17 protein-coding genes are annotated in these 22,531 nt (G+C 61.5%); 7 read left to right on the forward strand and 10 right to left on the reverse strand.

The genetic code is table 11. The features are described from left to right. Positions 1-137: 137 nt before the first annotated feature. Complete coding sequence (gene mdeB, locus J5X93_RS21680; RefSeq protein ID WP_250033970.1) at positions 138-2,828, reverse strand: alpha-ketoglutarate dehydrogenase; 2,691 nt, start codon at positions 2,826-2,828, stop codon at positions 138-140. Between the two features lie 68 nt (positions 2,829-2,896). Continuing rightward, the gene (locus J5X93_RS21685; RefSeq protein ID WP_102081625.1) at positions 2,897-4,093 is read right to left on the reverse strand and encodes a methionine gamma-lyase; all 1,197 of its coding nucleotides are present in this window, start codon (positions 4,091-4,093) and stop codon (positions 2,897-2,899) included. Between the two features lie 127 nt (positions 4,094-4,220). On the opposite strand from J5X93_RS21685, the gene J5X93_RS21690 reads away from it, so the two are divergent. Further along, positions 4,221-4,700, forward strand: coding sequence for an Lrp/AsnC family transcriptional regulator (locus J5X93_RS21690; RefSeq protein ID WP_043207451.1), 480 nt, complete (start codon positions 4,221-4,223; stop codon positions 4,698-4,700). Positions 4,701-6,448: 1,748 nt separating this feature from the next. On the opposite strand, the gene cysN is transcribed toward J5X93_RS21690, so the two are convergent. The 3 genes from cysN to J5X93_RS21705 form a co-directional block, all read right to left on the reverse strand. Beyond that, positions 6,449-8,350, reverse strand: a complete 1,902-nt coding sequence (gene cysN / locus J5X93_RS21695) for a sulfate adenylyltransferase subunit CysN (protein ID WP_043207448.1) — start codon at positions 8,348-8,350, stop codon at positions 6,449-6,451. Between the two features lie 15 nt (positions 8,351-8,365). Further along, positions 8,366-9,283 (reverse strand): sulfate adenylyltransferase subunit CysD, encoded by a 918-nt coding sequence (gene cysD, locus J5X93_RS21700; protein WP_043207446.1) that lies wholly within the window; start codon positions 9,281-9,283, stop codon positions 8,366-8,368. A 216-nt stretch (positions 9,284-9,499) separates the two neighbouring features. Next, complete coding sequence (locus J5X93_RS21705) at positions 9,500-10,258, reverse strand: Nif3-like dinuclear metal center hexameric protein (RefSeq protein ID WP_070092317.1); 759 nt, start codon at positions 10,256-10,258, stop codon at positions 9,500-9,502. A gap of 263 nt (positions 10,259-10,521) precedes the next feature. On the opposite strand from J5X93_RS21705, the gene algW reads away from it, so the two are divergent. Beyond that, positions 10,522-11,682: a Do family serine endopeptidase AlgW gene (gene algW / locus J5X93_RS21710; RefSeq protein WP_090346845.1), complete on the forward strand. Its 1,161-nt coding sequence runs from the start codon at positions 10,522-10,524 to the stop codon at positions 11,680-11,682. A gap of 100 nt (positions 11,683-11,782) precedes the next feature. Here algW and J5X93_RS21715 read toward each other — a convergent pair whose 3' ends face one another. The 4 genes from J5X93_RS21715 to J5X93_RS21730 all read right to left on the reverse strand — a co-directional run bounded on the left by J5X93_RS21715 (position 11,783) and on the right by J5X93_RS21730 (position 15,938). Next, positions 11,783-12,547, reverse strand: coding sequence for an amino acid ABC transporter ATP-binding protein (locus J5X93_RS21715; RefSeq protein ID WP_043207442.1), 765 nt, complete (start codon positions 12,545-12,547; stop codon positions 11,783-11,785). Between the two features lie 10 nt (positions 12,548-12,557). Continuing rightward, the gene (locus J5X93_RS21720) at positions 12,558-13,655 is read right to left on the reverse strand and encodes an amino acid ABC transporter permease (protein WP_070576229.1); all 1,098 of its coding nucleotides are present in this window, start codon (positions 13,653-13,655) and stop codon (positions 12,558-12,560) included. 10 nt (positions 13,656-13,665) lie between these two features. After that, positions 13,666-14,844: an amino acid ABC transporter permease gene (locus J5X93_RS21725; RefSeq protein ID WP_090346849.1), complete on the reverse strand. Its 1,179-nt coding sequence runs from the start codon at positions 14,842-14,844 to the stop codon at positions 13,666-13,668. Positions 14,845-14,909: 65 nt separating this feature from the next. Then, complete coding sequence (locus J5X93_RS21730; protein WP_250033971.1) at positions 14,910-15,938, reverse strand: amino acid ABC transporter substrate-binding protein; 1,029 nt, start codon at positions 15,936-15,938, stop codon at positions 14,910-14,912. 337 nt (positions 15,939-16,275) lie between these two features. Between J5X93_RS21730 and J5X93_RS21735 the strand changes: the two genes are divergently transcribed. From J5X93_RS21735 to J5X93_RS21755, 5 genes are all read left to right on the forward strand, one after another. Then, on the forward strand, positions 16,276-16,932 hold the full coding sequence (locus J5X93_RS21735; protein WP_043207438.1) for an alpha/beta hydrolase: 657 nt from the start codon (positions 16,276-16,278) through the stop codon (positions 16,930-16,932). A gap of 102 nt (positions 16,933-17,034) precedes the next feature. Then, positions 17,035-18,474, forward strand: coding sequence for an ATP-dependent RNA helicase RhlB (gene rhlB, locus J5X93_RS21740; RefSeq protein WP_043207436.1), 1,440 nt, complete (start codon positions 17,035-17,037; stop codon positions 18,472-18,474). Between the two features lie 237 nt (positions 18,475-18,711). After that, entirely contained in the window at positions 18,712-19,662 is a 951-nt protein-coding gene (locus J5X93_RS21745; protein ID WP_043207434.1) for an ornithine cyclodeaminase family protein, read from the forward strand. A gap of 10 nt (positions 19,663-19,672) precedes the next feature. After that, a complete protein-coding gene (locus J5X93_RS21750; RefSeq protein WP_043207433.1) occupies positions 19,673-20,803 on the forward strand; it encodes an NAD(P)/FAD-dependent oxidoreductase in 1,131 nt (376 codons plus the stop codon). A gap of 73 nt (positions 20,804-20,876) precedes the next feature. Next, complete coding sequence (locus J5X93_RS21755) at positions 20,877-21,503, forward strand: helix-turn-helix transcriptional regulator (RefSeq protein WP_043207432.1); 627 nt, start codon at positions 20,877-20,879, stop codon at positions 21,501-21,503. A gap of 80 nt (positions 21,504-21,583) precedes the next feature. Here the strand turns inward: J5X93_RS21755 and aotJ are convergent, their stop codons facing one another. Next, complete coding sequence (gene aotJ / locus J5X93_RS21760; RefSeq protein ID WP_090346842.1) at positions 21,584-22,360, reverse strand: L-arginine-binding protein AotJ; 777 nt, start codon at positions 22,358-22,360, stop codon at positions 21,584-21,586. Positions 22,361-22,531 lie beyond the last annotated feature (171 nt).

The following is a 22,531-nucleotide window of genomic DNA, read 5'->3' on the forward strand; positions in this document are numbered from 1 at the left end:
ATTTCAGGACTAGACAGCGTTTGTAAGCAACTTCCTGGCAATGCCCATAAGAGCTGGCGAAGCCTGCGATGAGCTGCAAAGCACCTCGAGGACGAAATGGGCTTGCCTTCAAACACAAGCCCTTGCCAAGCTGCCGCTCATCGGCACCAAGGGGCCACCCCGCCGGCGATTTCGTACCGCGCCCTCGCCTGCTCCAATACCTGCTCGTCCAACCGCCCCTGCCTGACCAGGCTGTACAGCGCTGCCATCACCACACCGTAACGATCCACCTCGAAGAACCGCCGCAGTTGCTGACGTGTATCGCTGCGCCCGAAGCCATCGGTACCCAGGGTCATGTAAGGTGCCGGTACGTATTCGGCGATCAACTGCGGCCAGGCACGGGCATAGTCTGTGGCGGCAACCACCGGGTCATCACCCGCCAGGCACAGGCTCACGTGGCTGACCCCGCCTCGCCCTTGGGTCGCCGCTCGCTGCACTTCCCGTGCCTCGCGTGCCAGTTCGCTGAAACTGGTGACACTGAACACATCACTGTCCACCTGCCATTCGGTAGCGAGCAGCTCACTGGCGGCAATCACCTCGCGCAGAATCGCCCCCGAGCCCAGCAGGCGCACCTTGGCACGTGGCTGCAGGGCCTGCTGCCTGGCGAAACGGTACATGCCGCGAAGCACATCGCCGCGCATCGCCTCGGGCAACGAGGGCTGTGGATAGTTTTCGTTCATCACCGCCACGTAGTGGAATTCGTCGCACTGCTCCACCAGCATGCGCCGGGCTGCATGATCGAGAATCACGGCCAGCTCGCCGGCAAAGCATGGGTCCCAGGCCCGGCAGTTGGGCACCAAGGCCGCCATCACCAAGCTGGAGCCGTCCTGGTGCTGCAATCCTTCGCCACCCAAGGTGGTGCGCCCGGAGGTAGCACCTAGCAACAAGCCACGGGCGCGCTGATCGGCGGCAGCCCAGATTAGGTCACCGACCCGCTGGAATCCGAACATCGAGTAATAGATGTACACCGGCAACATAGGCTCGCCGTGTACCGCGTAGGACGTGGCCGCCGCTACCCAGGAAGAAATCGCCCCTGCCTCGGTGATGCCCTCTTCGAGCAACTGGCCGTCACGCGCCTCTTTGTAGGTGAGCAAAGACCCGGCATCCTCAGGCTCGTAACGCTGCCCGCAAGACGAATAGATACCGATCTGTCTGAACAAACTGGCCATACCGAACGTACGCGCCTCATCGGCGACGATCGGTACCACCCGCGGGCCCAGCTCCGGCGCCTTCAACCAGTGGCCGAGCAGGCGCACGGCGGCCATGGTGGTGGACATTTCCTTGCCCTCAGCGTGCAAGGCAAAACCACCGAAGGTTTCAAGATCAGGCAACGGCAGGCGAGGACAGTCGCTGCGCCGCATCGGCAACGGCCCGCCCAACGCAGCCCGCTGCTTGCGCAGGTAACGCATCTCCGGGCTGTCCTCGTCAGGCCGGTAGAAGCGCAGTTGCTCCACGGCTTCGTCCGACAGGGGGAGATGGAAGCGATCCCGAAATGCCAGCAGTGCCTGAACGTCGAGCTTCTTGGCCTGGTGCGCAGTCATCCGCGACTCGCCAGCGCTGCTCATGCCATAGCCCTTCTTGGTCTTGGCCAGGATCACCGTCGGCCGGCCCTTGCATGTCTTGGCCGCGGCATAGGCGGCGTATAGCTTGCGAAAATCATGACCGCCACGCTTGAGGGCGTTGATCTCGTCGGAGCTCATGTGCGCCACCAGCTGTTGCAGTGCCGGGTGCTGGTTGAAGAAATGCTCCAGGTTGTAGGTGCCGTCGTTGGCGCCAAGGGTCTGGAACTGGCCATCGGGCGTCGCTGCAAGTTGACGCAGCAGCACATGGTCATGGTCGTGGGCGAACAGAGCATCCCACTCCGAGCCCCAGAGCACCTTGATCACGTTCCAACCGGCGCCGCTGAACAGCGCTTCCAGTTCCTGGATGATCTGCCCGTTGCCGCGCACCGGGCCATCCAGGCGTTGCAGGTTGCAGTTGACGATGAACGTCAGGTTGTCCAGGCCTTCGCGCGCCGCCAGGGTCAGGCCTGCGGTGGACTCCGGTTCGTCCATTTCGCCATCACCGAACACGCCCCAGACATGCCGTGACTCCGTCTCGAGCACACCACGGTGCTGCAGATAGCGCATGAAACGCGCCTGGTAGATGGCATTGAGCGGACCGATCCCCATGGAACCGGTGGGAAACTGCCAGAAGTCGGGCATCAACCAAGGGTGTGGGTAAGAGCACAGGCCATTGCCGGCGACTTCCTGGCGATAGCTGGCCAGTTGCGCCTCGCTCAAACGCCCTTCGAGAAATGCCCGGGCATAGATACCCGGGGCGGAATGAGGCTGGAAGAACACCAGGTCTGCCGAGCGTCGCTCGCCACCGCTCTCGCCGCGGAAAAAGTGCTGGAAGCCCACCTCGAAGATCTCCGCCGCCGAGGCATAACTGGCGATATGCCCACCCAGATCGCCATAGGCATGATTGGCCCGCACCACCATGGCCAGCGCGTTCCAGCGCAGGATGCCAGTGATGCGCTCGTCCATCTCCAGGTCGCCCGGATAGGCGCCTTGCTGCTCTACCGACAAGGTGTTGCGGTAGGCCGAGAACGGCAAGGTATCGCGCGCCAGTCCCAATTCCAGTGCATGGCTTTGCAAACGCTGTAGCAGATAGCGCGCCCGCGCCGGGCCGCAATGGGCCAGGGTGGACTCGAGCGCTTCGCACCATTCGCGGGTTTCAGCCGGGTCGCTGTCCAGGTCGGTATCCTGGGCCGTCAATGGCTCGTTCGGATTCATCATCGCCACCATCGGGCTTTTCCTTCGGTTTCCGGACACGATTCGCGGGTAAACCCGCTCGCACAGCGCTTGGCGCGGCTTCAGGCGCAGGCCTTCAATGCCTGGGCGATATCAGCCACCAAGTCATCGATGTCTTCCAATCCCACCGACAGCCGCACAAGGCCCTCAGAGATGCCATGGTGCGCGCGCTCCTGCGGCGTATAGCTCGAATGGGTCATGCTCGCCGGATGCTGGGCCAGTGACTCCGCATCGCCCAAGCTCACCGCCCGACTGAACAACTGCAGGGCATTCATGAACCGACGCCCCGCCTCGATCCCACCCTTGAGCTCGAACGCGATCATCCCGCCCGGCAGGCGCATCTGCCGCTGAGCCAACGCATGCTGGACAAAACTCGGCAGGCCCGGATAGTGGATCAACTCCACCTGGGGCTGGCGCGCCAGGTACTCGGCTAACTGCTGAGCGTTGCTGCAGTGGCGCTCCATGCGCAGGGCAAGGGTCTTCATGCCGCGCATCAGCAGCGAGGCATCGTGAGGCGAAAGGACCGCGCCGGTCATGTCCTTCAGGCCTTCCAGGCGGATCCGGTCGATCAGCGCCTTGCGCCCGACCACCAGGCCCGCAGTGATATCGCCATGGCCGCTCAGGTACTTGGTGGCCGAATGCACCACCAGGTCGGCACCCAGCTCCAGCGGACGCTGCAAGTAGGGCGTGCAGTAAGTATTGTCGACCACGACGTGGATGTCGCGACCACGCACCGCCTGTGCGACGGCCGCGATATCGACCAGTTGCATGTTGGGGTTGGCCGGGCTTTCGAAATAGATCATCCGGGTCTTAGAGGTTATGGCCGCCTTCAACGCCTTTTCGTCGTTAAGGTCAACGTGCTGGATCTTGACTCCGAATTCGCCGATGCCATGGTGCAAGTAGGCAAAGGTGCAGCCGTACAGGGTACGCCCAACGATCAGCTCATCGCCCGGACGTAGTAGCGTCCATAGCGTCGAGGTGATGGCGCCCATGCCCGAGGCCAACGCCAGTCCTGCTTCGCCACCTTCTAGCGATGCCATGCGTTGTTCGAGCAAGGCCAGGGTCGGGTTGGAAATGCGGCTGTAGAAATGCCCACTCTCCTCACCTGCAAAACAGGCCGCGCCGTACTCGACAGTCGGGAAGGCATAGGTGGCGGTCTGGTACACCGGCGGCACCAGCGCGCCGCCGTGGGAAAGCGGGTCATAGCCATGATGGATGGCCCGTGTTGAAAAACCGGTGTTGTTATTGGAGTCGCGCATGGCAACAGCCTCTGATGGTTTGTTATAAGCTTATGCCACCGGGTCGCGGGTAATTTTCCAAAATCGCCCACGCATTCGCATATCTTTTGGCATAAAAACAACAAACCAAACACCAGGAGGGCAAATCATGCCTTCGACCCTAGACCGCACCGACCGCGCCCTGCTCGCGGCCTTGCAGGACAATGCCCGCCTCACCGTCGCTGAACTTGCCGACCAGGTTTCCCTCACCACCTCGCCCTGCTGGCGTCGCGTCAAACTGCTGGAGGACAACGGCTACATCACCGGCTATCAAGCCATCCTCTCGCCCAAGTCACTGGGCTTTGGCGTGACCGCCTTCGTGAGCATCATGATGGACTCGCACACCAAGGAAATGGCCCTGGCCTTCGAGAAACGGCTGTTGGAAATCCCCGAGATCGTTTCCTGCCACAACATTTCCGGGCGCTATGACTTCTTGTTGGAGATCCTTGCGCGGGACCTGGAATCGTTCGGGGAATTTACCCGGGAGGTGTTGCAGCGTTTGCCGGGCGTTAAAGAGATCTATTCGAGTTTTTCGTACAAGGCGGTGAAGGAACGCCGAGTGATTCCGGTGTCGGAAAAACACATATGAAATAGCTGAAAACCTTATACCCAGCGACTCCACACGACACCACAAAAACTAACTAGCGCATGTTTTCATCCGGTCGATTCATCTATGCCCCCATGAAGGCATGCACCACCCTCCTATGTAAGACCCGTCTCCCGCTAACGAGGAGAGCTTCCTACTTAAGCTTGTGAAAAAATGAAGTATCCCGCAACAGGGTTCGTGGTGAAAATAAATGCCCCCTTAGATGCGCGAGCACACCATGAAACACCTCAACCTTATGCTCATGTTTTTTCTTTCCGGGTGCGGCAACGACTGGATGTGGATCCCTGATAGACAAGACATAAAATTCAAATGTGACATGGACCCCTATCGGCAAGGTTGCGAAAGAAGAATAGATTATCAAGAGCATTACAAACTGATCCAAAAGCCGCGACACTAAGTTCATCACAACTTCTTACTTAAAGTCAGCCGATAGCTCCAAGCCATGTCACCGGACCCAGGAGATTAAACTTGGAGCCACTTATATTCGGCTACCCCTAAAGCTAGGGATAATCATGCTTTACTTGGAATAGCGGAGGAAGCTCAGGCAGGTCAGAGTGCGGCCATATCTTTTCCCTACGCCGAAGGCGGCCTGGCACAAACCCTGAGCGCGCCCATCTAATCTCTCCATTCCTTCCATCATAAATTTCCAGATTACCTATATCGGTTACCCCTAGGTGATTATGACGCCAATAGGACTTGTCTCGAGTCTCTGTAGCTTGAGCGGACCATACCCGACCACGGGATGGATCATAGAGAAAGCCAGAATTCTGGATAATGAAGTGAAGTGTTTCCCGCTTTCTCAACTTGAAAGTGTTGCTGTGCGGTTGTTTCTCGTTAGCCATCCAGATTACAGCGCCACGATCTTCAAGTACTAAGTTTCCATCAGGGCGAAGACGCAGCGCATAGCGCCCATTAGGAGATTTTATGAAATCGCCCGCATGCATAGATTGGTTGGGAGGAAGGACGGTACCTCCAGACCCGCTGAATCGTGCAACCTTCTCTTTTGAATACTTCCCCATTACACCACCTTTAATTATTGAGCCGAAAGGGCTTGGTAAAGCCGGCCTACCAAAACTAGCCCCACAATAATTACAAGTCGTGCAAAGCCTAAGCGAACCGGAAACCCTCCCCCTATAGTCATCAGACTCTCCCTACAGCCGCAACCGAGGTGTCGCACAACATACAATCCAGATTTTACCAGGCTTACTTGCCAGACTTAGAAATCCAAAACACGTCACCCCCACAAAAGAATAATCAATGAGCGGCTTACCCTACTCAACCATTAAAGAGCTGACCGCTCTATCAGTAATCTTTCTAGCAGGACGCAATAACAAATGCCTTTATTCTTCCCCGACCGATAAGCGGTTCATTTCAAATGCGACATGGATCCTTTCCGGCATGGCCACGAACGGCAATGGACTATCAGGAGTACTTTCGATGGATCAAGCAACCCCAGCACTAGGCCTCTTGAAACAATCACTTCTCACCGGCCTCCTGCTCCTATCAGCCTGTAGCGCCGGCGGCCCCTACCTGGCGCCAGACAACCCAGATCAACACTTCAACTGCGACATGTCCCCCTACAGCCCAGCGTGCGCGCAACACAGCGATTATGACCGGCACCTGGAAATGATCAGGACCGAAAAACAGACCCGGCGCCTGTTGCGCAACTAGTCAGGTGCCATAAACAAAAAACCCCGCCGAAGCGGGGTTTTCTGTTTATGGCAAGCGGATCAGATCGCGCCGCGCTGACGCAGCACATCCAGCACCTGCTTGACGCCCTCTTCAACGCTGGTGGTCTGGGTATCGATCACCAGGTCCGCGTCCAGCGGCACATCGTACGGGAAGCTTTCGCCTGGGATGTTGTCGCCACCAGCAGCGTACAGGCCTTGAGGGTCGCGTTCGCGGCAGGCGATCGGCGAGGCCTGGACGTAGACAGTGACCAGGCGCTCCTTGCCGATCAGCGCTTTGGCCTGCTCGCGACCTTCGGCGTCCGGGGCCACGAAGGCGGCCAGGGTCAGCATGCCGGCTTCGTTGAACTGGCGCGCCACGTGGGCGGCGCGACGCCAGTTTTCGGTACGACCGGCGCGGTCCTGTGGCAGGCCCTTGTTCAGGTCGTGGCGCAGGTTCTGACCGTCGAGTACATAGACCGCACGGCCCATGTCGAACAGCTTGCGCTCCACGGCATAGGCCAAGGTGCTCTTGCCGGCACCGGAGAGGCCGCTGAACAGCACGGTGGCTGGCTGCTGGCCGAAGCGCAGGGCACGCTCTTCGGTGGAGACGTGGGCCAGCTTGCCATGATGGCCGGTGCTGCCGTGCGGCAGGACTGGCGGGGCGATGATCATGCCGGCGCCGACGGTACCGTTGGTCAGGCGGTCGATGACGATGAACGCGCCGGTGGTGCGGTTGCTGTCGTAGCCGTCCAGGGCGATGGCGGCATCCAGGCTGACCTTGACGCGACCGATCTCGTTCAGTTGCAGGGCACTGGCAGCGCCCTGCTCCAGGGTGTTCACATCGACCTTGTGGGTGATGCTGGCGATCGAGCCCGGCACATAGCTGGTGGCGCGCTTGATGTCGTACTTCTTGCCTGGGAGCATCGGCTCCTCGGACATCCATACCAGCATGGCGTCGAACTGGTCAGTGACCGGCGGAACGTTGTCGGCATGCACCAGCAAATCGCCACGGGAGATGTCGATCTCGTCTTCCATGGTCAGGGTCACGGCCTGGCCTGGGCCTGCGTTTTCCAGCTCACCTTCGAAGGTGACGATGGACTTGACCCGGCTGCTCTTGCCCGACGGCAGCACGACCACTTCGTCCCCCTTGTGCACGACACCGCTGGCGATGGTGCCGGCAAAGCCGCGGAAGTTCAGGTTCGGACGGTTCACGTACTGCACCGGGAAGCGCAGGTCGGTGAAGTTGCGGTCGGCCGCCACTTCCACGGTTTCGAGGATTTCCATCAGCGCAGGGCCGGTGTACCACGGCGAACGCTCGCTGCGGTTGACCACGTTGTCGCCCTTGAGCGCCGACATCGGCACGAAGTGCAGGCTCGACGGCTTGAGGTTGATGCCTTCGGCGAACTTAAGATAGTCGGCCTTGATCGATTCGAAGACCTGTTCGTCGAAGTTCTTCAGGTCCATCTTGTTGACCGCGACGACGATGTGCTTGATGCCGAGCAACGAGGCGATGTAGCTGTGGCGACGGGTCTGGGTCTGCACGCCATAGCGCGCATCGACCAGGATGATCGCCAGGTCGCAGGTCGAGGCGCCGGTGGCCATGTTGCGGGTGTACTGCTCGTGGCCCGGAGTGTCGGCGATGATGAACTTGCGCTTGGCGGTGGAGAAATAGCGGTAGGCGACATCGATGGTGATGCCCTGCTCGCGCTCGGCCTGCAGACCGTCGACCAGCAGCGCCAGATCCACTTCCTCGCCGGTGGTGCCGACCTTTTTCGAGTCGCGGGTGATGGCCTCGAGGTGGTCCTCGTAGATCATCTTCGAGTCATGCAGCAGGCGCCCGATCAGGGTGCTCTTGCCGTCGTCGACGTTGCCGCAGGTCAAAAAGCGCAGCAGTTCCTTGCGCTCGTGCTGGGCCAGGTAGGCGAGGATGTCCTCGCTGATCAGATCAGATTGGTGCGACATGGAATAACCCTGAAATTAGAAGTAGCCTTGGCGTTTCTTGTCTTCCATGGAACCGGCGCCATCGTGGTCGATGACGCGGCCCTGGCGCTCGGACGTACGGGTCAGGAGCATTTCCTGAATGATGTCCGTCAGGGTCTCGGCTTCCGATTCGACAGCACCCGTCAACGGGTAGCAGCCCAGGGTACGGAAACGCACCTTCTTCTTGACGATGCGCGCTTTCTCTTCATCGGTCAGATGCTCGAGGATGCGCTCGTCGTCGATCATGATCAGGGTGCCGTTCTTCTCGATGACTTCACGCTCGGCAGCGAAGTACAGCGGCACGATCGGGATACCTTCGAGGTAGATGTACTGCCAGATGTCCAGCTCGGTCCAGTTCGACAGGGGGAAGACGCGGATCGACTCGCCCTTGTTGACCTTGCCGTTGTAGATGTTCCACAGCTCCGGGCGCTGGTTCTTCGGGTCCCAGCGGTGCTTGCTGTCGCGGAACGAATACACACGCTCCTTGGCGCGGGACTTCTCCTCGTCGCGGCGGGCGCCGCCGAACGCGGCGTCGAAGCCATGCTTGTCCAGCGCCTGCTTCAGGCCCTGGGTCTTCATGATGTCGGTGTGCTTGGAGCTGCCATGGGTGAACGGGTTGATGCCCTGCGCCACACCTTCAGGGTTGACGTGGGTGATCAACTCCAGGCCCATCTCCTCGACCATCTTGTCGCGGAAGCGGTACATCTCCTGGAATTTCCACTGGGTGTCGACGTGCATCACCGGGAACGGCAGCTTGCCTGGGAAGAAGGCCTTGCGCGCCAGGTGCAGCATCACGGCGGAGTCCTTGCCGATCGAGTACAGCATCACCGGGTTGTCGAACTCGGCGGCCACCTCGCGGATGATGTGGATGCTCTCCGCCTCCAGCTGTTTCAAGTGCGTCAGTTTGTCGACCATGGCTACTCACGAAAAACGATCTTATGGACGGCCTGCGGGCCGTGTTCGAGCGAGGAACTGTATCACAGCGCCTGATTCTATTTAGGAGGCTGACTAGACCGAAAGAATCTAACGATATGACTGCGGGTTTGGGGACGTGGAGCGCGCCTTCGCGGCTAAACCCGCTGCCACAGCCAATCGTCTGCGGGAGCGGATTCACCTTTGAAATGGCCGAGATCAGATGGGGTTGGGGCAGTCGATGAACAGGTGCTCCACCGCAAAGCGCCGTGCCAGGTAGTCGCCCAGCGCCTGCACGCCGTAACGCTCGGTGGCATGGTGCCCGGCCGCGATGAAACTGATGCCGTTCTCCCGGGCGCTGTGGAAGGTCTGCTCGGACGCCTCGCCACTGAGGAACAGATCCACGCCGGCAGCGATGGCTGTGTCGATGTAGCCCTGACCGCCACCTGTGCACCAACCGACCCGGCGCACCAATTGTTCGCCCTCGATCACCAACGGCTCACGCCCCATCACTTCCTGCACCCGGCGGGCAAAATCGCGTGCCGACATCGGCTCGGCCAGAGAGCCCACCAGACCGACTACTTTGGGGTTCAGCGGGTCCAGCGGCCCCTCGACGGTGATGTCCAGTTGACGGGCCAACTGCACGTTGTTGCCCACCTCAGGGTGTACGTCCAGCGGCAGGTGGTAGGCGAGCAGACTGATGTCATGCTTGAGCAGGGTTTTGATCCGGCGCTGCTTCATGCCCGTGATGCACGGGTTCTCGCCTTTCCAGAAGTAACCATGGTGCACCAGCACCAGATCGGCCTCGGCCTCAACTGCCGCATCCAGCAATGCCTGGCTGGCAGTGACGCCGCTGACGATCCGGCTGACCTGCGGACGGCCTTCGACCTGCAGGCCGTTGGGGCAGTAGTCTTGGATCTTCGCGCTGCCCAGGTAGCGCTCGGCTTCCTCGACCAGAGTGTTCAGGGCGACGGCCATGGAAAATCTCCTCGAAATCTGCACGTTCGGCGGGCACAACGCCCGTATAATGGCCGCCATTATGGGCCGTCGCCGGCTTCGGGGAAACCGGCTGCAACCCGCCTGGGGATCAGCTCGTGGCACGCTCATCCGCGAGTAAACCCGCGGACGCTGCACCACGTTCAAGACCGTCGCCTGATCAACGCTTTCACGTGTATGATCGCGCGCGCTCGCACCCTTGCTGCGTAGCCACTGGCCCCTGCCCTACTCCCAGGATTCATTCGATGCTCAAGGCTCTGCGTTACTTTGGCTGGCCCCTGCTTACCGGTGTGCTGGTCGCCCTGCTGATCATCCAGCGCTTTCCCCAGTGGGTCGGCCTGCCCAGCCAGGACGTCAACCTGCAGCAGGCTCCGCAGACCTCGCGGATCGTGCAGGGCCCGGTGTCCTATGCCGATGCCGTGACGCTGGCCGCGCCGGCAGTGGCCAACCTGTACACCACCAAGGTGGTCAATAAGAGTGCCCATCCGCTATTCGAAGACCCGCAATTCCGCCGCTTCTTCGGCGACAACCTGCCCAAGCAGCGGCGTTGGGAGTCCAGCCTGGGTTCGGCAGTGATCATGAGCCCCGAAGGCTATCTGCTGACCAACAACCACGTGACCAGCGGTGCCGACCAGATCGTGGTGGCGCTCAAAGACGGTCGCGAGACCCTGGCCCGGGTCATCGGCAGCGACCCGGAAACCGACCTCGCGGTGTTGAAGATCGACCTGAAGAAACTGCCTGCGATCACCATCGGTCGCTCCGACAATATCCATATTGGCGACGTGTCCCTGGCCATCGGCAACCCCTTCGGCGTCGGCCAGACCGTGACCATGGGCATCATCAGCGCCACCGGCCGCAACCAGCTGGGCCTGAACAACTACGAAGACTTCATCCAGACCGACGCGGCGATCAACCCCGGCAACTCCGGCGGCGCCCTGATCGACGCCAACGGCAACCTGATCGGCATCAACACCGCGATCTTCTCCAAGTCCGGCGGCTCCCAAGGCATCGGCTTCGCCATCCCGGTCAAGCTGGCGCTGGAGGTGATGAAATCGATCGTCGAGCATGGCCAGGTCATTCGTGGCTGGCTGGGCATCGAGGTGCAGCCGCTGAGCCAGGAGCTGGCCGAGTCCTATGGCATGCAGGGTCGTCCAGGCATCGTCGTGGCGGGCATCTTCCGCGATGGCCCGGCCCAACGTGCCGGCCTGCAACTGGGCGACGTGATCATGAGCATCAACGGCGAACCTGCCGGCGATGGTCGCAAGTCGATGAACCAGGTGGCGCGGATCAAGCCCAACGAGAAGATCACCATCGAAGTGATGCGCAACGGGCAACAGCTCAAGCTGATCGCCGAGGTGGGGCTGCGACCGCCACCTGCGCCGGTCGCCGCCCAAGAAGAAAAGTAACAAAAAGGGCTGCTTTGCAGCCCTGGTGCAGGCTTGCCCCCCTCCCAAAGCGGTGAACCGGCGAAGCCTGCGAAAGGGCCGCGCCGCGGCCCCCGTCACATCAATGCAGGATCTGGCTCAGGAACAGCTTGGTCCGATCACTGCGCGGCCGGTCGAAGAAATCATCCGGCGCAGCCTGTTCGACGATCTCACCCTTGTCCATGAAGATCACCCGGTTCGCCACGGTCCGGGCAAAGCCCATCTCGTGGGTCACGCAGAGCATGGTCATGCCGTCCTCGGCGAGCCCCACCATGGTATCGAGCACTTCCTTGACCATCTCCGGATCCAGCGCCGAGGTCGGTTCGTCGAAGAGCATGATCTTGGGCTTCATGCACAGGGCCCGGGCGATCGCCACCCGCTGCTGCTGGCCACCGGACAGTTGCCCCGGATACTTGTGCGCCTGCTCGGGAATGCGCACCCGCTCCAGATAGTGCATGGCGATTTCCTCGGCTTTGCGCCGGGGCATCTTGCGCACCCACATCGGTGCCAGGGTGCAGTTTTCCAGAATGCTCAAGTGCGGGAACAGGTTGAAGTGCTGGAACACCATGCCCACCTCGCGGCGGATCGCTTCGATCTGCTTGAGGTCGTTGGTCAGTTCCACGCCATCGACGACGATGCGCCCCTGCTGATGTTCCTCCAGGCGATTGAGGCAACGGATGGTGGTGGACTTGCCCGAGCCCGACGGCCCGCACAGCACGATGCGCTCGCCCTGACGCACATTGAGGTTAATGTCCTTCAGTACGTGGAACTGCCCGTACCACTTGTTCACACCCTGCATCTGGATGATGCCTTCGGGGCCGACAGGCTGCTTGATCGCTTCACTCATTTCGAGACTCCTAACGCTTGTGGCCAGTGTCCAGCTTGCGCTCCAGGTGCATGGAGTAGCGGGACATACCGAAACAGAAAATCCAGAACACCAAGGCGGCGAACACATAGCCCTCGGTCGCCATGCCCAGCCAGGTCGGGTCGGCCGCAGCCTGCTTGACGCTGTTGAGCAGATCGAACAGGCCGATGATGATCACCAGGCTCGTGTCCTTGAACAGGGCAATGAAGGTGTTGACGATGCCGGGGATCACCAGCTTGAGCGCCTGAGGCAGGATCACCAGCCCCATCGACCGCCAGTAGCCCAGGCCCATGGCCGCAGCCGCCTCGTACTGGCCCTTGGGGATGGCCTGCAACCCACCGCGGACCACCTCGGCGATATAGGCCGACTGGAACAGGATCACCCCGATCATCGCCCGCAGCAGCTTGTCGAAGCTCATACCCTCAGGCAGGAACAACGGCAACATCACCGAGGACATGAACAGCACAGTGATCAGTGGCACGCCACGCCAGAACTCGATGAAGGTCACGCAGACCACCTTCACCGCCGGCATGTTGGAACGCCGTCCCAGCGCCAGCAGGATGCCCAGGGGCAAGGCACCGACGATGCCGACGGTGGCGATCACCAAGGTCAGCATCAGGCCGCCCCACTGGCTGGTCGGCACCGTGCTCAGCCCCAGATAGCCACCGTGCAGCAAGGTGTAGGCGATGATCGGGTACAGCACCAGAAAGCCCAAGCCATAGGCCACCTTGCGCGGGAAACGCTTGATGAACAACGGCGCGGCGCCCAGCACGGCGAGCCAGACAGTCAGGTCGACCCGCCAGCGCAACTCCACCGGGTAGTAGCCGTACATGAACTGGCCGAAGCGTTGCTGGATGAACACCCAGCAGGCGCCTTCCTTGGTGCAATCGGCACGGGTGGTGCCGACCCAGTTGGCATCGATGAACGCCCATTGCACCAAAGGCGGCACGATCAGCCACACCAGGTACAGGGCGAACAGCGTCAACAGGGTGTTCAGCCAGCTGGAGAACAGGTTCGCACGCATCCATGCGAGCACGCCGACGGTCTTGACCGGTGGCGGCATGTCAGGTTTGAAAACATGGGCAGTCACTGGCGTATCCTCACCGCTCGATCAGCGCGATGCGCTTGTTGTACCAGTTCATCAGCAGCGAAATGCTGATGCTGATGGCCAGATAGACACTCATGGTGATGGCGATCACCTCGATGGCCTGACCGGTCTGATTGAGCACGGTACCGGCGAACAGCGAGACCATTTCCGGGTAGCCGATGCCGGCCGCCAGGGACGAGTTCTTCGCCAGGTTCAGGTACTGGCTGGTCAGCGGCGGCACGATCACTCGCAATGCCTGGGGGATGATCACTTTGCGCAGGGTCGGCCCCTCGCGCAGGCCAAGAGAGCGCGCAGCCTCGGTCTGGCCATGGCTGACCGAACGGATGCCCGAACGCACGATCTCGGCGATGAACGCTGCGGTATAGATGGTCAGCGCCAAGGTCAGGGCCAGCAGCTCAGGGATCAGCACCCAGCCACCGACGAAGTTGAAGCCCTTGAGCTGCGGCACTTCCCAGCTCAACGGATTGCCGAACAGCAGCACGCACACGCCTGGGATGCCAACTAACATGAGCAGCCCCACCCAGAACTTGTGGAACGGCTCGCCGGTTTCATCGAAGCGTTTGTTGGCAAGACGCACCATCAGCGCGATGGCGACGATCGCCAGCACCACGGCGCCCACGAATGGCCAGAAGCCCTCGGCCATGGAGGCACCGGGCATGTTCACGCCACGGTTGCTGATGAAGAAAGTGTCCTGCAGGTTGATGCTGCCCCGCGGCCCCGGTAGCGTCAGGAACACCGCGAAGTACCAGAACAGGATTTGCAACAACGGCGGAATGTTGCGGAACGTCTCGACATAGACTGTTGCCAGCTTGTTGATCATCCAGTTCGGCGACAGCCGCGCCACACCGATGATGAAGCCCAACAGCGTTGCCAGGATGATGCCGATGAAGGTAACCAGCAGGGTGTTGAGCAGGCCGATGAGAAACACCCGGGCGTAGCTGTCCGACTCCACGTAGGGAATCAGGTGCTGGGCGATGCCGAAGCCTGCGCTGCGCTCGAGAAAGTCGAAACCCGAGGTGATGCCCCGGTGTTGCAAGTTGGTTTGCGTGTTGTGGAACAGGTACCAGCCCAGGCCGACCACGAAGACCACCGTGACGATCTGGAACAGCCACGCGCGCACACGTGGATCGCTCAGGGAAAACCCCTTCTGCGCGCCAATTTGATTTTGCATGTAATGCCCCGAAAGGATGGGATCGAACAACCTGCGGCGGCGCGGTGCCGCCGCAGGTGCAACCATCAGCGCACTGGTGGCGCGTACTGGATGCCGCCGTTGTTCCACAGGGCGTTCATGCCACGATCGATCTTCAGGTCAGTGCTCTGGCCCAGGTTCTTATCGAACACTTCGCCATAGTTACCCACCTGCTTGACGATCTGCACCACCCAGTCCTTGGGCAGCTTCAGGTCCTTGCCGTACTCGCCGTCGGCACCGAGCAGGCGAGCGACGTCGGGGTTCTTGGTGGACTTGGCCTCGGCCTCGACATTCTTCGAGGTGATGCCTGCCTCTTCGGCGTTGAGCATGGCGAAGAGGGTCCACTTGACGATGCTGAACCACTCCTCGTCCCCTTTGCGCACGACCGGGCCCAGAGGTTCCTTGGAGATGGTTTCCGGCAGTACTACATACTCGCTTGGCGCCGCCAGCTTGGAGCGCTGGGCGAACAGCTGCGATTTGTCGGAGGTCAGCACATCGCAACGACCGGATTCCAGCGACTTGGCGCTTTCATCGGAAGTGTCGAAGGTGATCGGGGTGTACTTCAGGCCGTTGGCACGGAAGAAGTCAGAGACGTTCAACTCAGTGGTGGTACCGGCCTGGATGCAGATGGTCGCGCCATCGAGCTCCTTGGCACTGGAGACGCCCAGCTTTTTGTTGACCAGGAAACCGACGCCGTCGTAGTAAGTCACGCCGGCGAATACCAGGCCCATCCCGGCATCACGCGAACTGGTCCAGGTGGTGTTGCGCGACAGGACATCGACTTCACCCGATTGCAGCGCAGTGAAGCGTTCTTTGGCGTTGAGCTGGCTGAACTTGACCTTGGTCGCGTCGCCGAAGACGGCGGCGGCCACGGCGCGGCACACATCGGCATCGATACCGACGATCTTGCCGGTGCTGTCCGGTACCGAGAAGCCCGGCAGGCCGTCACTCACGCCACACTGGACGAAGCCCTTCTTCTTTACCGCATCTAGCGTAGCGCCAGCGTGGGCGAAGCTGGTGGCGCCCAGCGCAGCGGCAGCGGTCAGGACTGCCAGGGTGGTTTTCAACATCTTCATTCACAACCTCCAATCGCTCTTGTTGTATCGAGCCGGAATTGCACCGCACCCTTATGAGGCGCATCCGACCCCTTGTTGGCTTGTTATCGGGTCAATTGGCGCAATGGGCCGTTCTGGTGACAGCCTTCTATCCGCACGAGGGGTGTTACCGTCTCCGGCCATCCCCTCGCATCGGTTGATTCATAGCAAAGGGCGTACCACAGTCTCGGGCTCAAGCGTTTAAGGGGTCGTCAAGCAGGAAAAGTTGTAGAGTTGCGACATCTTCTTGTGGCATTACCCATGCACGCCTTTATTTCATGCACTCGATCAGGCGCGTGCGCACACTTTCGGAGCAGTCATGACCAACCCGTTGATCCTCGAACCCCAGAACACCGCAGACGCCTGTGTTATCTGGTTGCACGGCCTGGGGGCCGACCGTTACGACTTCCTACCGGTGGCCGAAGCGTTGCAGGAACACCTGCTCAGCACCCGCTTCGTTATGCCCCAGGCGCCGACACGCGCGGTAACGATTAACGGCGGCTACGCCATGCCCAGCTGGTACGACATCAAGGCCATGACGCCTGCGCGCGCTATCGACGAAGCGCAGCTGGAAGCGTCCGCCGATCAGGTGGTGGCGTTGATCGAAGCCGAGCGAGCCAAGGGCATCGACCTGACGCGAATCTTCCTGGCGGGGTTCTCCCAGGGTGGCGCGGTGGTGCTGCACACGGCCTATATAAAGTGGCAGGAAGCCCTGGGCGGTGTACTGGCGTTGTCCACCTACGCGCCCACTTTCAATGAAAACCATCAGCTGAGCGCCTGCCAGCAGCGCACTCCGGCCCTCTGCCTGCACGGCGTGCACGACCCGGTGGTGATCCCGTCCATGGGCCGCACGGCCTATGAGCACCTCAAGCAGTGGGGCGTCGAAGTGGCCTGGGAGGAATACCCGATGGAACACGAAGTGGTGCCCCAGGAAATCAACGATATCTACAACTGGCTGGTGCGCCACCTGCGCTAGCGGTGCAATCTGCTGTAGTTGTAGGCGCACCGCACTACGCCCTGCCCGGTTCTTGCATTACACTGCCGGGCGTACATTCCTTAACCAGTTGACGAGACGATCGTGCTCAAGGCACTCAAGAAAATTTTCGCCAAGGGCGACGCCGCACCCCAGGCCAACGTGCCTGCCGCCGGCGTGATGACGCCCCCACCTGCACCTGCGGTCGAACCGCCGGCGCCCCCAGCCTCGCCGGTCAATACGCCCGAGGCCACGTCCCCCACTCGCGACGACAAGCCCGCCAAGGACAAGCCACGTCGCGAACGCAAACCCAAGCCCCAGGCCAGCCTGTGGAAGCCGGAAGATTTCGTGGTCGAGCCCCAGGAGGGCAAGACCCGCTTCCATGACTTCAAGCTTTCCAACGAACTGATGCATGCCATCCATGACCTGGGCTTCCCGTACTGCACGCCGATCCAGGCCCAGGTGCTGGGTCATACCCTGCGCGGCAAGGACGCCATCGGCCGGGCCCAGACCGGCACCGGCAAGACCGCCGCGTTCCTGATCTCGATCATTTCCCAGCTGCAGCAGGTACCGCCGCCCAAGGAACGCTACATGGGCGAGCCGCGCGCGCTGATCATCGCGCCGACCCGCGAGCTGGTGGTGCAGATCGCCAAGGACGCCATGGCCCTGACCAAGTACAGCGGCCTGAACGTCATGACGTTCGTCGGCGGCATGGACTTCGACAAGCAGCTCAAGGCCCTGGAAGCGCGTCACTGCGACATCCTCGTAGCCACGCCAGGCCGCCTGCTGGACTTCCACCAGCGCGGCGAAGTGCATCTGGACATGGTCGAGGTGCTGGTGCTCGATGAAGCCGACCGCATGCTCGACATGGGTTTCATCCCCCAGGTCCGGCAGATCATCCGCCAGACCCCGCCCAAGAGCGAGCGTCAGACCCTGCTGTTCTCCGCCACCTTCACCGATGACGTGATGAACCTGGCCAAGCAGTGGACCACCAACCCGGCCATCGTCGAGATCGAGCCGGAGAACGTGGCCAGCGAAACGGTCGAACAGCACGTCTATGCAGTGGCCAGCAGCGACAAGTACAAGCTGCTGTACAACCTGGTCACGCAGAACAAGTGGGAACGGGTGATGGTCTTCGCCAACCGCAAGGATGAAGTGCGCCGCATCGAAGAGCGCCTGGTGCGTGACGGCATCAACGCCGCCCAGTTGTCGGGCGACGTGCCGCAGCACAAGCGCATCCGCACCCTGGAGAACTTCCGCGAAGGTCGCATCGCGGTGCTGGTGGCCACCGACGTGGCCGGCCGTGGCATTCACATCGACGGCATCAGCCACGTGATCAACTTCACCCTGCCGGAAGACCCGGACGACTACGTACACCGCATCGGCCGTACCGGCCGTGCCGGGACCAGCGGCGTATCGATCAGCTTCGCCGGCGAGGACGATGCCTACCAGCTTCCGGCTATCGAAGAGCTGCTGGGGCGCAAGATCAAGTGCGAGATGCCACCGGACGAACTGCTGAAGTCGATACCGCGAAAGCATCACTGAGCCGTGTACCTTGGGGCACCTTTTGCCCCTTCCCGAGCGGTCCGGCGCCCCGGCAAGACCGCTCCCACAGGCCCTGCTCCGAGCCGCAGGGCCTGTTCTGCGGGCCAAGCCCCACCCCTGCTTTCTCTACCCCTCCCTTTCTGGCGCCGAATTGCGCCGCAACCTTTTTGCGCCTGCGATATTGTCCAAATAAACAAAAAGTCCATAATGGAAAAAATAGTTTATCTGGAGCTTCGTATGACCGCGCCCCTCGTCGTCGATCAACAACACGCCCGCCAATTGCTCGCCCAGGTGGATGTCCCGCACATCCTGCGCAACCTGTTCCGTGACCTGGCCCGTGGCCAGGCGGTACAGCCGCCCCAACAACTGGTGGAGTTTCCGGCTGGCCGGGGCGACTTCATCAACTATGGCGGCGTGTTGGCCACGGAGCGGGTCTATGGGGTAAAAACCTCGCCCTACATCGTCCGTGACCAAGGCCCCCTGGTCACCGCCTGGACCCTGCTGATGTCCATGGACAGCGGTCAACCTCTGATGCTCTGCGACGCCGGCGAACTGACCACCGCCCGCACCGCCGCTACCACTGCCGTGGCCATCGACGCGCTGGCCCCAGGCCATGCCCGCCGCCTGACGGTGATCGGCAGCGGCCCGATCGCCCGCGCTCACCTGCACTATGTGCGCGGCCTGCGCGACTGGCAGGACATTCGCCTGTATTCCCCCAGCCTGGGCCAACAGAGCGCAGGGCAACGCGAACACCTGGCCGGCCTCGACAGCCGCCTGCAATTGATGGAAAACCTCGAGCAGGCCCTGGACGATGCCGACGTGATCATGCTCTGCACTTCCTCGGCCGTGCCAGTCATCGACCCACGCACGCTGAGCAAACCTGCGCTGATCACCTCGATCAGCACCAATGCCGTACGCGCCCATGAAATCCCGCCAGCCTGCCTGGCCGAGATGGATGTCTACTGCGATTACCGGGTAACCACCCCCGCAAGCGCAGGCGAAATGCGCATCGCCGCCGAGCAGTTGGGGTGGCAGGCAGACGCGATCGTCGGCGACCTGCCGCAACTGCTCAGTGGCGACGCCGCCGCGCCGGCCTACCAGCGCCATGCCTTCTTCCGCTCCATCGGACTGGGCCTGGAGGACATTGCCCTGGCCAATGCCCTGTATCAGCTGCTGCGCGAAGCCTGAGGAGAACAGCATGCAGACTGCCGACTACATCATCGTCGGCGCCGGTATCGCCGGCGCCTCCACCGGCTACTGGCTCGCCGCCCATGGCCGCGTGCTAGTGCTCGAGCGCGAATCCCAGCCTGGCTATCACTCCACCGGCCGTTCGGCGGCGCTCTACACCGCCGCCTACGGCACGCCACAGGTACGCGCCCTGACCCTCGCCAGCCGTGCTTTTTTCGATCATCCGCCCAGTGGTTTCGCCGAGCATCCTCTGCTCACCCCGCGCGGTGAGATGACCGTGGACTTCAACGGCGATCCGGCCGAACTGCAACGCCAGTACCTCAGCGCCAAGGCCTGCGTGCCCGAGTTCGAGCTGCTCGATGCCGACCAGGCCTGCGCCCGCCTGCCGGTGCTGTGTCGGGACAAAGTCCATGGCGCCCTCTACGACCCGAGCGCCAGCGACATCGACACCGATGCCCTGCACCAAGGCTACCTGCGCGGCATTCGCCGGCAACAGGGCGAAGTGCGCAGCGATTGCGAGGTGCAACGGGTGGAGCGTGACGCCCAAGGGCTGTGGCAGGTGCATACCAACCAGGGCAGTTTCAGCGCCCCCGTGCTGATCAACGCCGCGGGCGCCTGGGCGGACCACATCGGGGTACTGGCCGGCGCTCGTCCCCTCGGCCTGCAACCCAAGCGCCGCGCTGCCTTCATCTTCGCCGCCCCCGAGGGCGTCGACTGCCACCACTGGCCGATGCTGGTCAGCCTCGATGAATCCTTCTACATGAAGCCGGACGCCGGCATGCTCCTGGGCTCTCCCGCCAATGCCGACCCGGTGGAGCCACACGATGTACAACCCGAAGAGCTCGACATCGCCTTAGGCATCTATCAGATCGAGGAAGCCACCACCCTGCGCATCCGCCGTCCTACCCGCACCTGGGCCGGGCTGCGCAGTTTCGTTGCTGACGGCGACCTGGTCGCCGGCTTCGACCCGCAGGTGCCTGGGCTGTTCTGGGTCGCGGGCCAAGGCGGCTACGGCATCCAGACCTCACCCGCCATGGGCCAGGCCAGCGCCGCCCTGGTGCGTGGCGAGGCGCTGCCGGATCACCTGCATGGCTTTGGCCTGACGGCCGCCATGCTATCCCCGGCACGCCTGTCGGGATGACGCGCCGCCGCGATTGCGGCACACTCGCAGCGCCCTCGCCGCAGGGCGCTGACACAGCCTGGAGCCTGCCTCAATGCCATCCCCTCGCCCTGACCCGGCCCTGGACAACTACCGGGCCATCGCCGATGCCATCGCCACCCTGTTCTTCCCCCACGCCGAAGTGGTGCTGCACGACCTGCGCACCCAGAAGATCGACTACATCGCCAACAACCTGTCCAAACGCGAGATCGGCGACGATGCGGCCCTGGAAGACATGCTCGAGCACGGTACCGATGAAACCAACATCGGCCCCTACGAAAAACTCAACTGGGACGGGCAGAAGATCCGCTCGTTGAGCACCGTGTTGCGCGATGCCGCAGGCACACCCCTGGCCATGCTGTGCATCAATCTGAATATCTCGCTGTTCGAGAACGCCAAGGCGGCGCTGGATCTGTTCCTTTCGCCCAGCCGATTGATTCCCCAACCCGACGCGCTGTTTCGCGATGACTGGCAGGAACGTATCAACACCTTCCTCAACGGCTGGCTGCGCCAGCGTCAGTTGAGCCTTAACCTGCTGACCCGCGATCACAAGCGCGAGCTGGTCCTGGCCCTGCATGCCGAGGGCGCCTTCAAGGGCAAGAGTGCGGCCAACTACGTGGCCAACGTGCTGGGAATGGGACGGGCGACGGTGTACAAGCACTTGAAGGAACTCAAGGCCTGAGCGCTGCAGAGGTCCCTTGACGATTGCCGGGACTACACAGCGGTCGGAAAAGGGGCGCAAGGCGCCCCCAGCGCAGTGTTTCAGTCGCCGTAGATATCCGATTTGAAGTACTTGGCCTGGATCTTCTGGTATTCGCCGTTGGCACGAATGGCATCGATGGCGCTATTGAGCTGGCTCACCAATTCGGTGTTGCCTTTGCGCACCGCGATCCCGGCACCTTCACCGACGTACTTGGGGTCCTTCAGCTCCGGCCCTACGAAAGCAAAGTCAGCGCCACGAGGCATCGACAGGAAGTCCTCCAGGGGAATGGTATCGGCAAAAATGGCATCCACACGCCCGGACGCCAGGTCCATGTAGATCTCTTCATTGTTGCTGTAGCGGTTGACCTTCACACCCATGGGCTCGAGCACTTCGGTGGCGTAGCGGTCGGTGGTGGTGGCACGCTGCACGCCGATGGTCTTGCCTTTGAGGCTCTGGTACTGGTCATCGACCACCGCCCCCTTCTTCATCACCAGGCGCGATGACGTGAAGTAGTACTTGTGGGTGAAGTCCACCGATTGCTTGCGCTCTTTGGTAATGGTCATCGACGACAGGGCCGCATCGATCTTCCTAACCTTCAACGAGGGGATCAGCCCGTCGAACTCGACCTCGTTCCAGACACATTTGACCTTCATCTGCGCGCACAGGGCATTGCCGATCTCGTAATCGAAGCCCACGATTTCGCCCTTGTCGTTTTTCGAGGCAAACGGCGGGTAGGCGGCCTCGATACCGATGCGCAGGACGTTCTCGGCAGCGTACAGGTTGCTACCGGCCAACAGGCCCAGGGCCAGACCGCTGATCAGGATGAGCTTTTTCATGGGGGGATCTCTCTCGCTCGTTATTGGAGGTGTGGTGCAAGACAGAGGAAAGGTGACAGGCGCAAGGCTGCCTGGAATCATTTTGTACTTATGATTCCATACTGGACTTTTTTGTATAGAAACTCAACTACCAACCACAACGTGCGGCAAGGGCAGACGCATCCGGCCCGC

The sequence above is a fragment of the Pseudomonas sp. BYT-1 genome, assembly GCF_023611805.1.
GTDB lineage: Bacteria > Pseudomonadota > Gammaproteobacteria > Pseudomonadales > Pseudomonadaceae > Aquipseudomonas > Aquipseudomonas guariconensis.

What these genes read in the sequence shown, in the direction of transcription:
- mdeB (WP_250033970.1), bottom strand. Translation starts at nt 2,828, where the DNA reads ATGGTGGCGATGATGAATCCGAACGAGCCATTGACGGCCCAGGATACC.
- J5X93_RS21685 (WP_102081625.1), bottom strand. Translation starts at nt 4,093, where the DNA reads ATGCGCGACTCCAATAACAACACCGGTTTTTCAACACGGGCCATCCAT.
- J5X93_RS21690 (WP_043207451.1), top strand. Translation starts at nt 4,221, where the DNA reads ATGCCTTCGACCCTAGACCGCACCGACCGCGCCCTGCTCGCGGCCTTG.
- cysN (WP_043207448.1), bottom strand. Translation starts at nt 8,350, where the DNA reads ATGTCGCACCAATCTGATCTGATCAGCGAGGACATCCTCGCCTACCTG.
- cysD (WP_043207446.1), bottom strand. Translation starts at nt 9,283, where the DNA reads ATGGTCGACAAACTGACGCACTTGAAACAGCTGGAGGCGGAGAGCATC.
- J5X93_RS21705 (WP_070092317.1), bottom strand. Translation starts at nt 10,258, where the DNA reads ATGGCCGTCGCCCTGAACACTCTGGTCGAGGAAGCCGAGCGCTACCTG.
- algW (WP_090346845.1), top strand. Translation starts at nt 10,522, where the DNA reads ATGCTCAAGGCTCTGCGTTACTTTGGCTGGCCCCTGCTTACCGGTGTG.
- J5X93_RS21715 (WP_043207442.1), bottom strand. Translation starts at nt 12,547, where the DNA reads ATGAGTGAAGCGATCAAGCAGCCTGTCGGCCCCGAAGGCATCATCCAG.
- J5X93_RS21725 (WP_090346849.1), bottom strand. Translation starts at nt 14,844, where the DNA reads ATGCAAAATCAAATTGGCGCGCAGAAGGGGTTTTCCCTGAGCGATCCA.
- J5X93_RS21730 (WP_250033971.1), bottom strand. Translation starts at nt 15,938, where the DNA reads ATGAAGATGTTGAAAACCACCCTGGCAGTCCTGACCGCTGCCGCTGCG.
- J5X93_RS21735 (WP_043207438.1), top strand. Translation starts at nt 16,276, where the DNA reads ATGACCAACCCGTTGATCCTCGAACCCCAGAACACCGCAGACGCCTGT.
- J5X93_RS21745 (WP_043207434.1), top strand. Translation starts at nt 18,712, where the DNA reads ATGACCGCGCCCCTCGTCGTCGATCAACAACACGCCCGCCAATTGCTC.
- J5X93_RS21750 (WP_043207433.1), top strand. Translation starts at nt 19,673, where the DNA reads ATGCAGACTGCCGACTACATCATCGTCGGCGCCGGTATCGCCGGCGCC.
- J5X93_RS21755 (WP_043207432.1), top strand. Translation starts at nt 20,877, where the DNA reads ATGCCATCCCCTCGCCCTGACCCGGCCCTGGACAACTACCGGGCCATC.
- aotJ (WP_090346842.1), bottom strand. Translation starts at nt 22,360, where the DNA reads ATGAAAAAGCTCATCCTGATCAGCGGTCTGGCCCTGGGCCTGTTGGCC.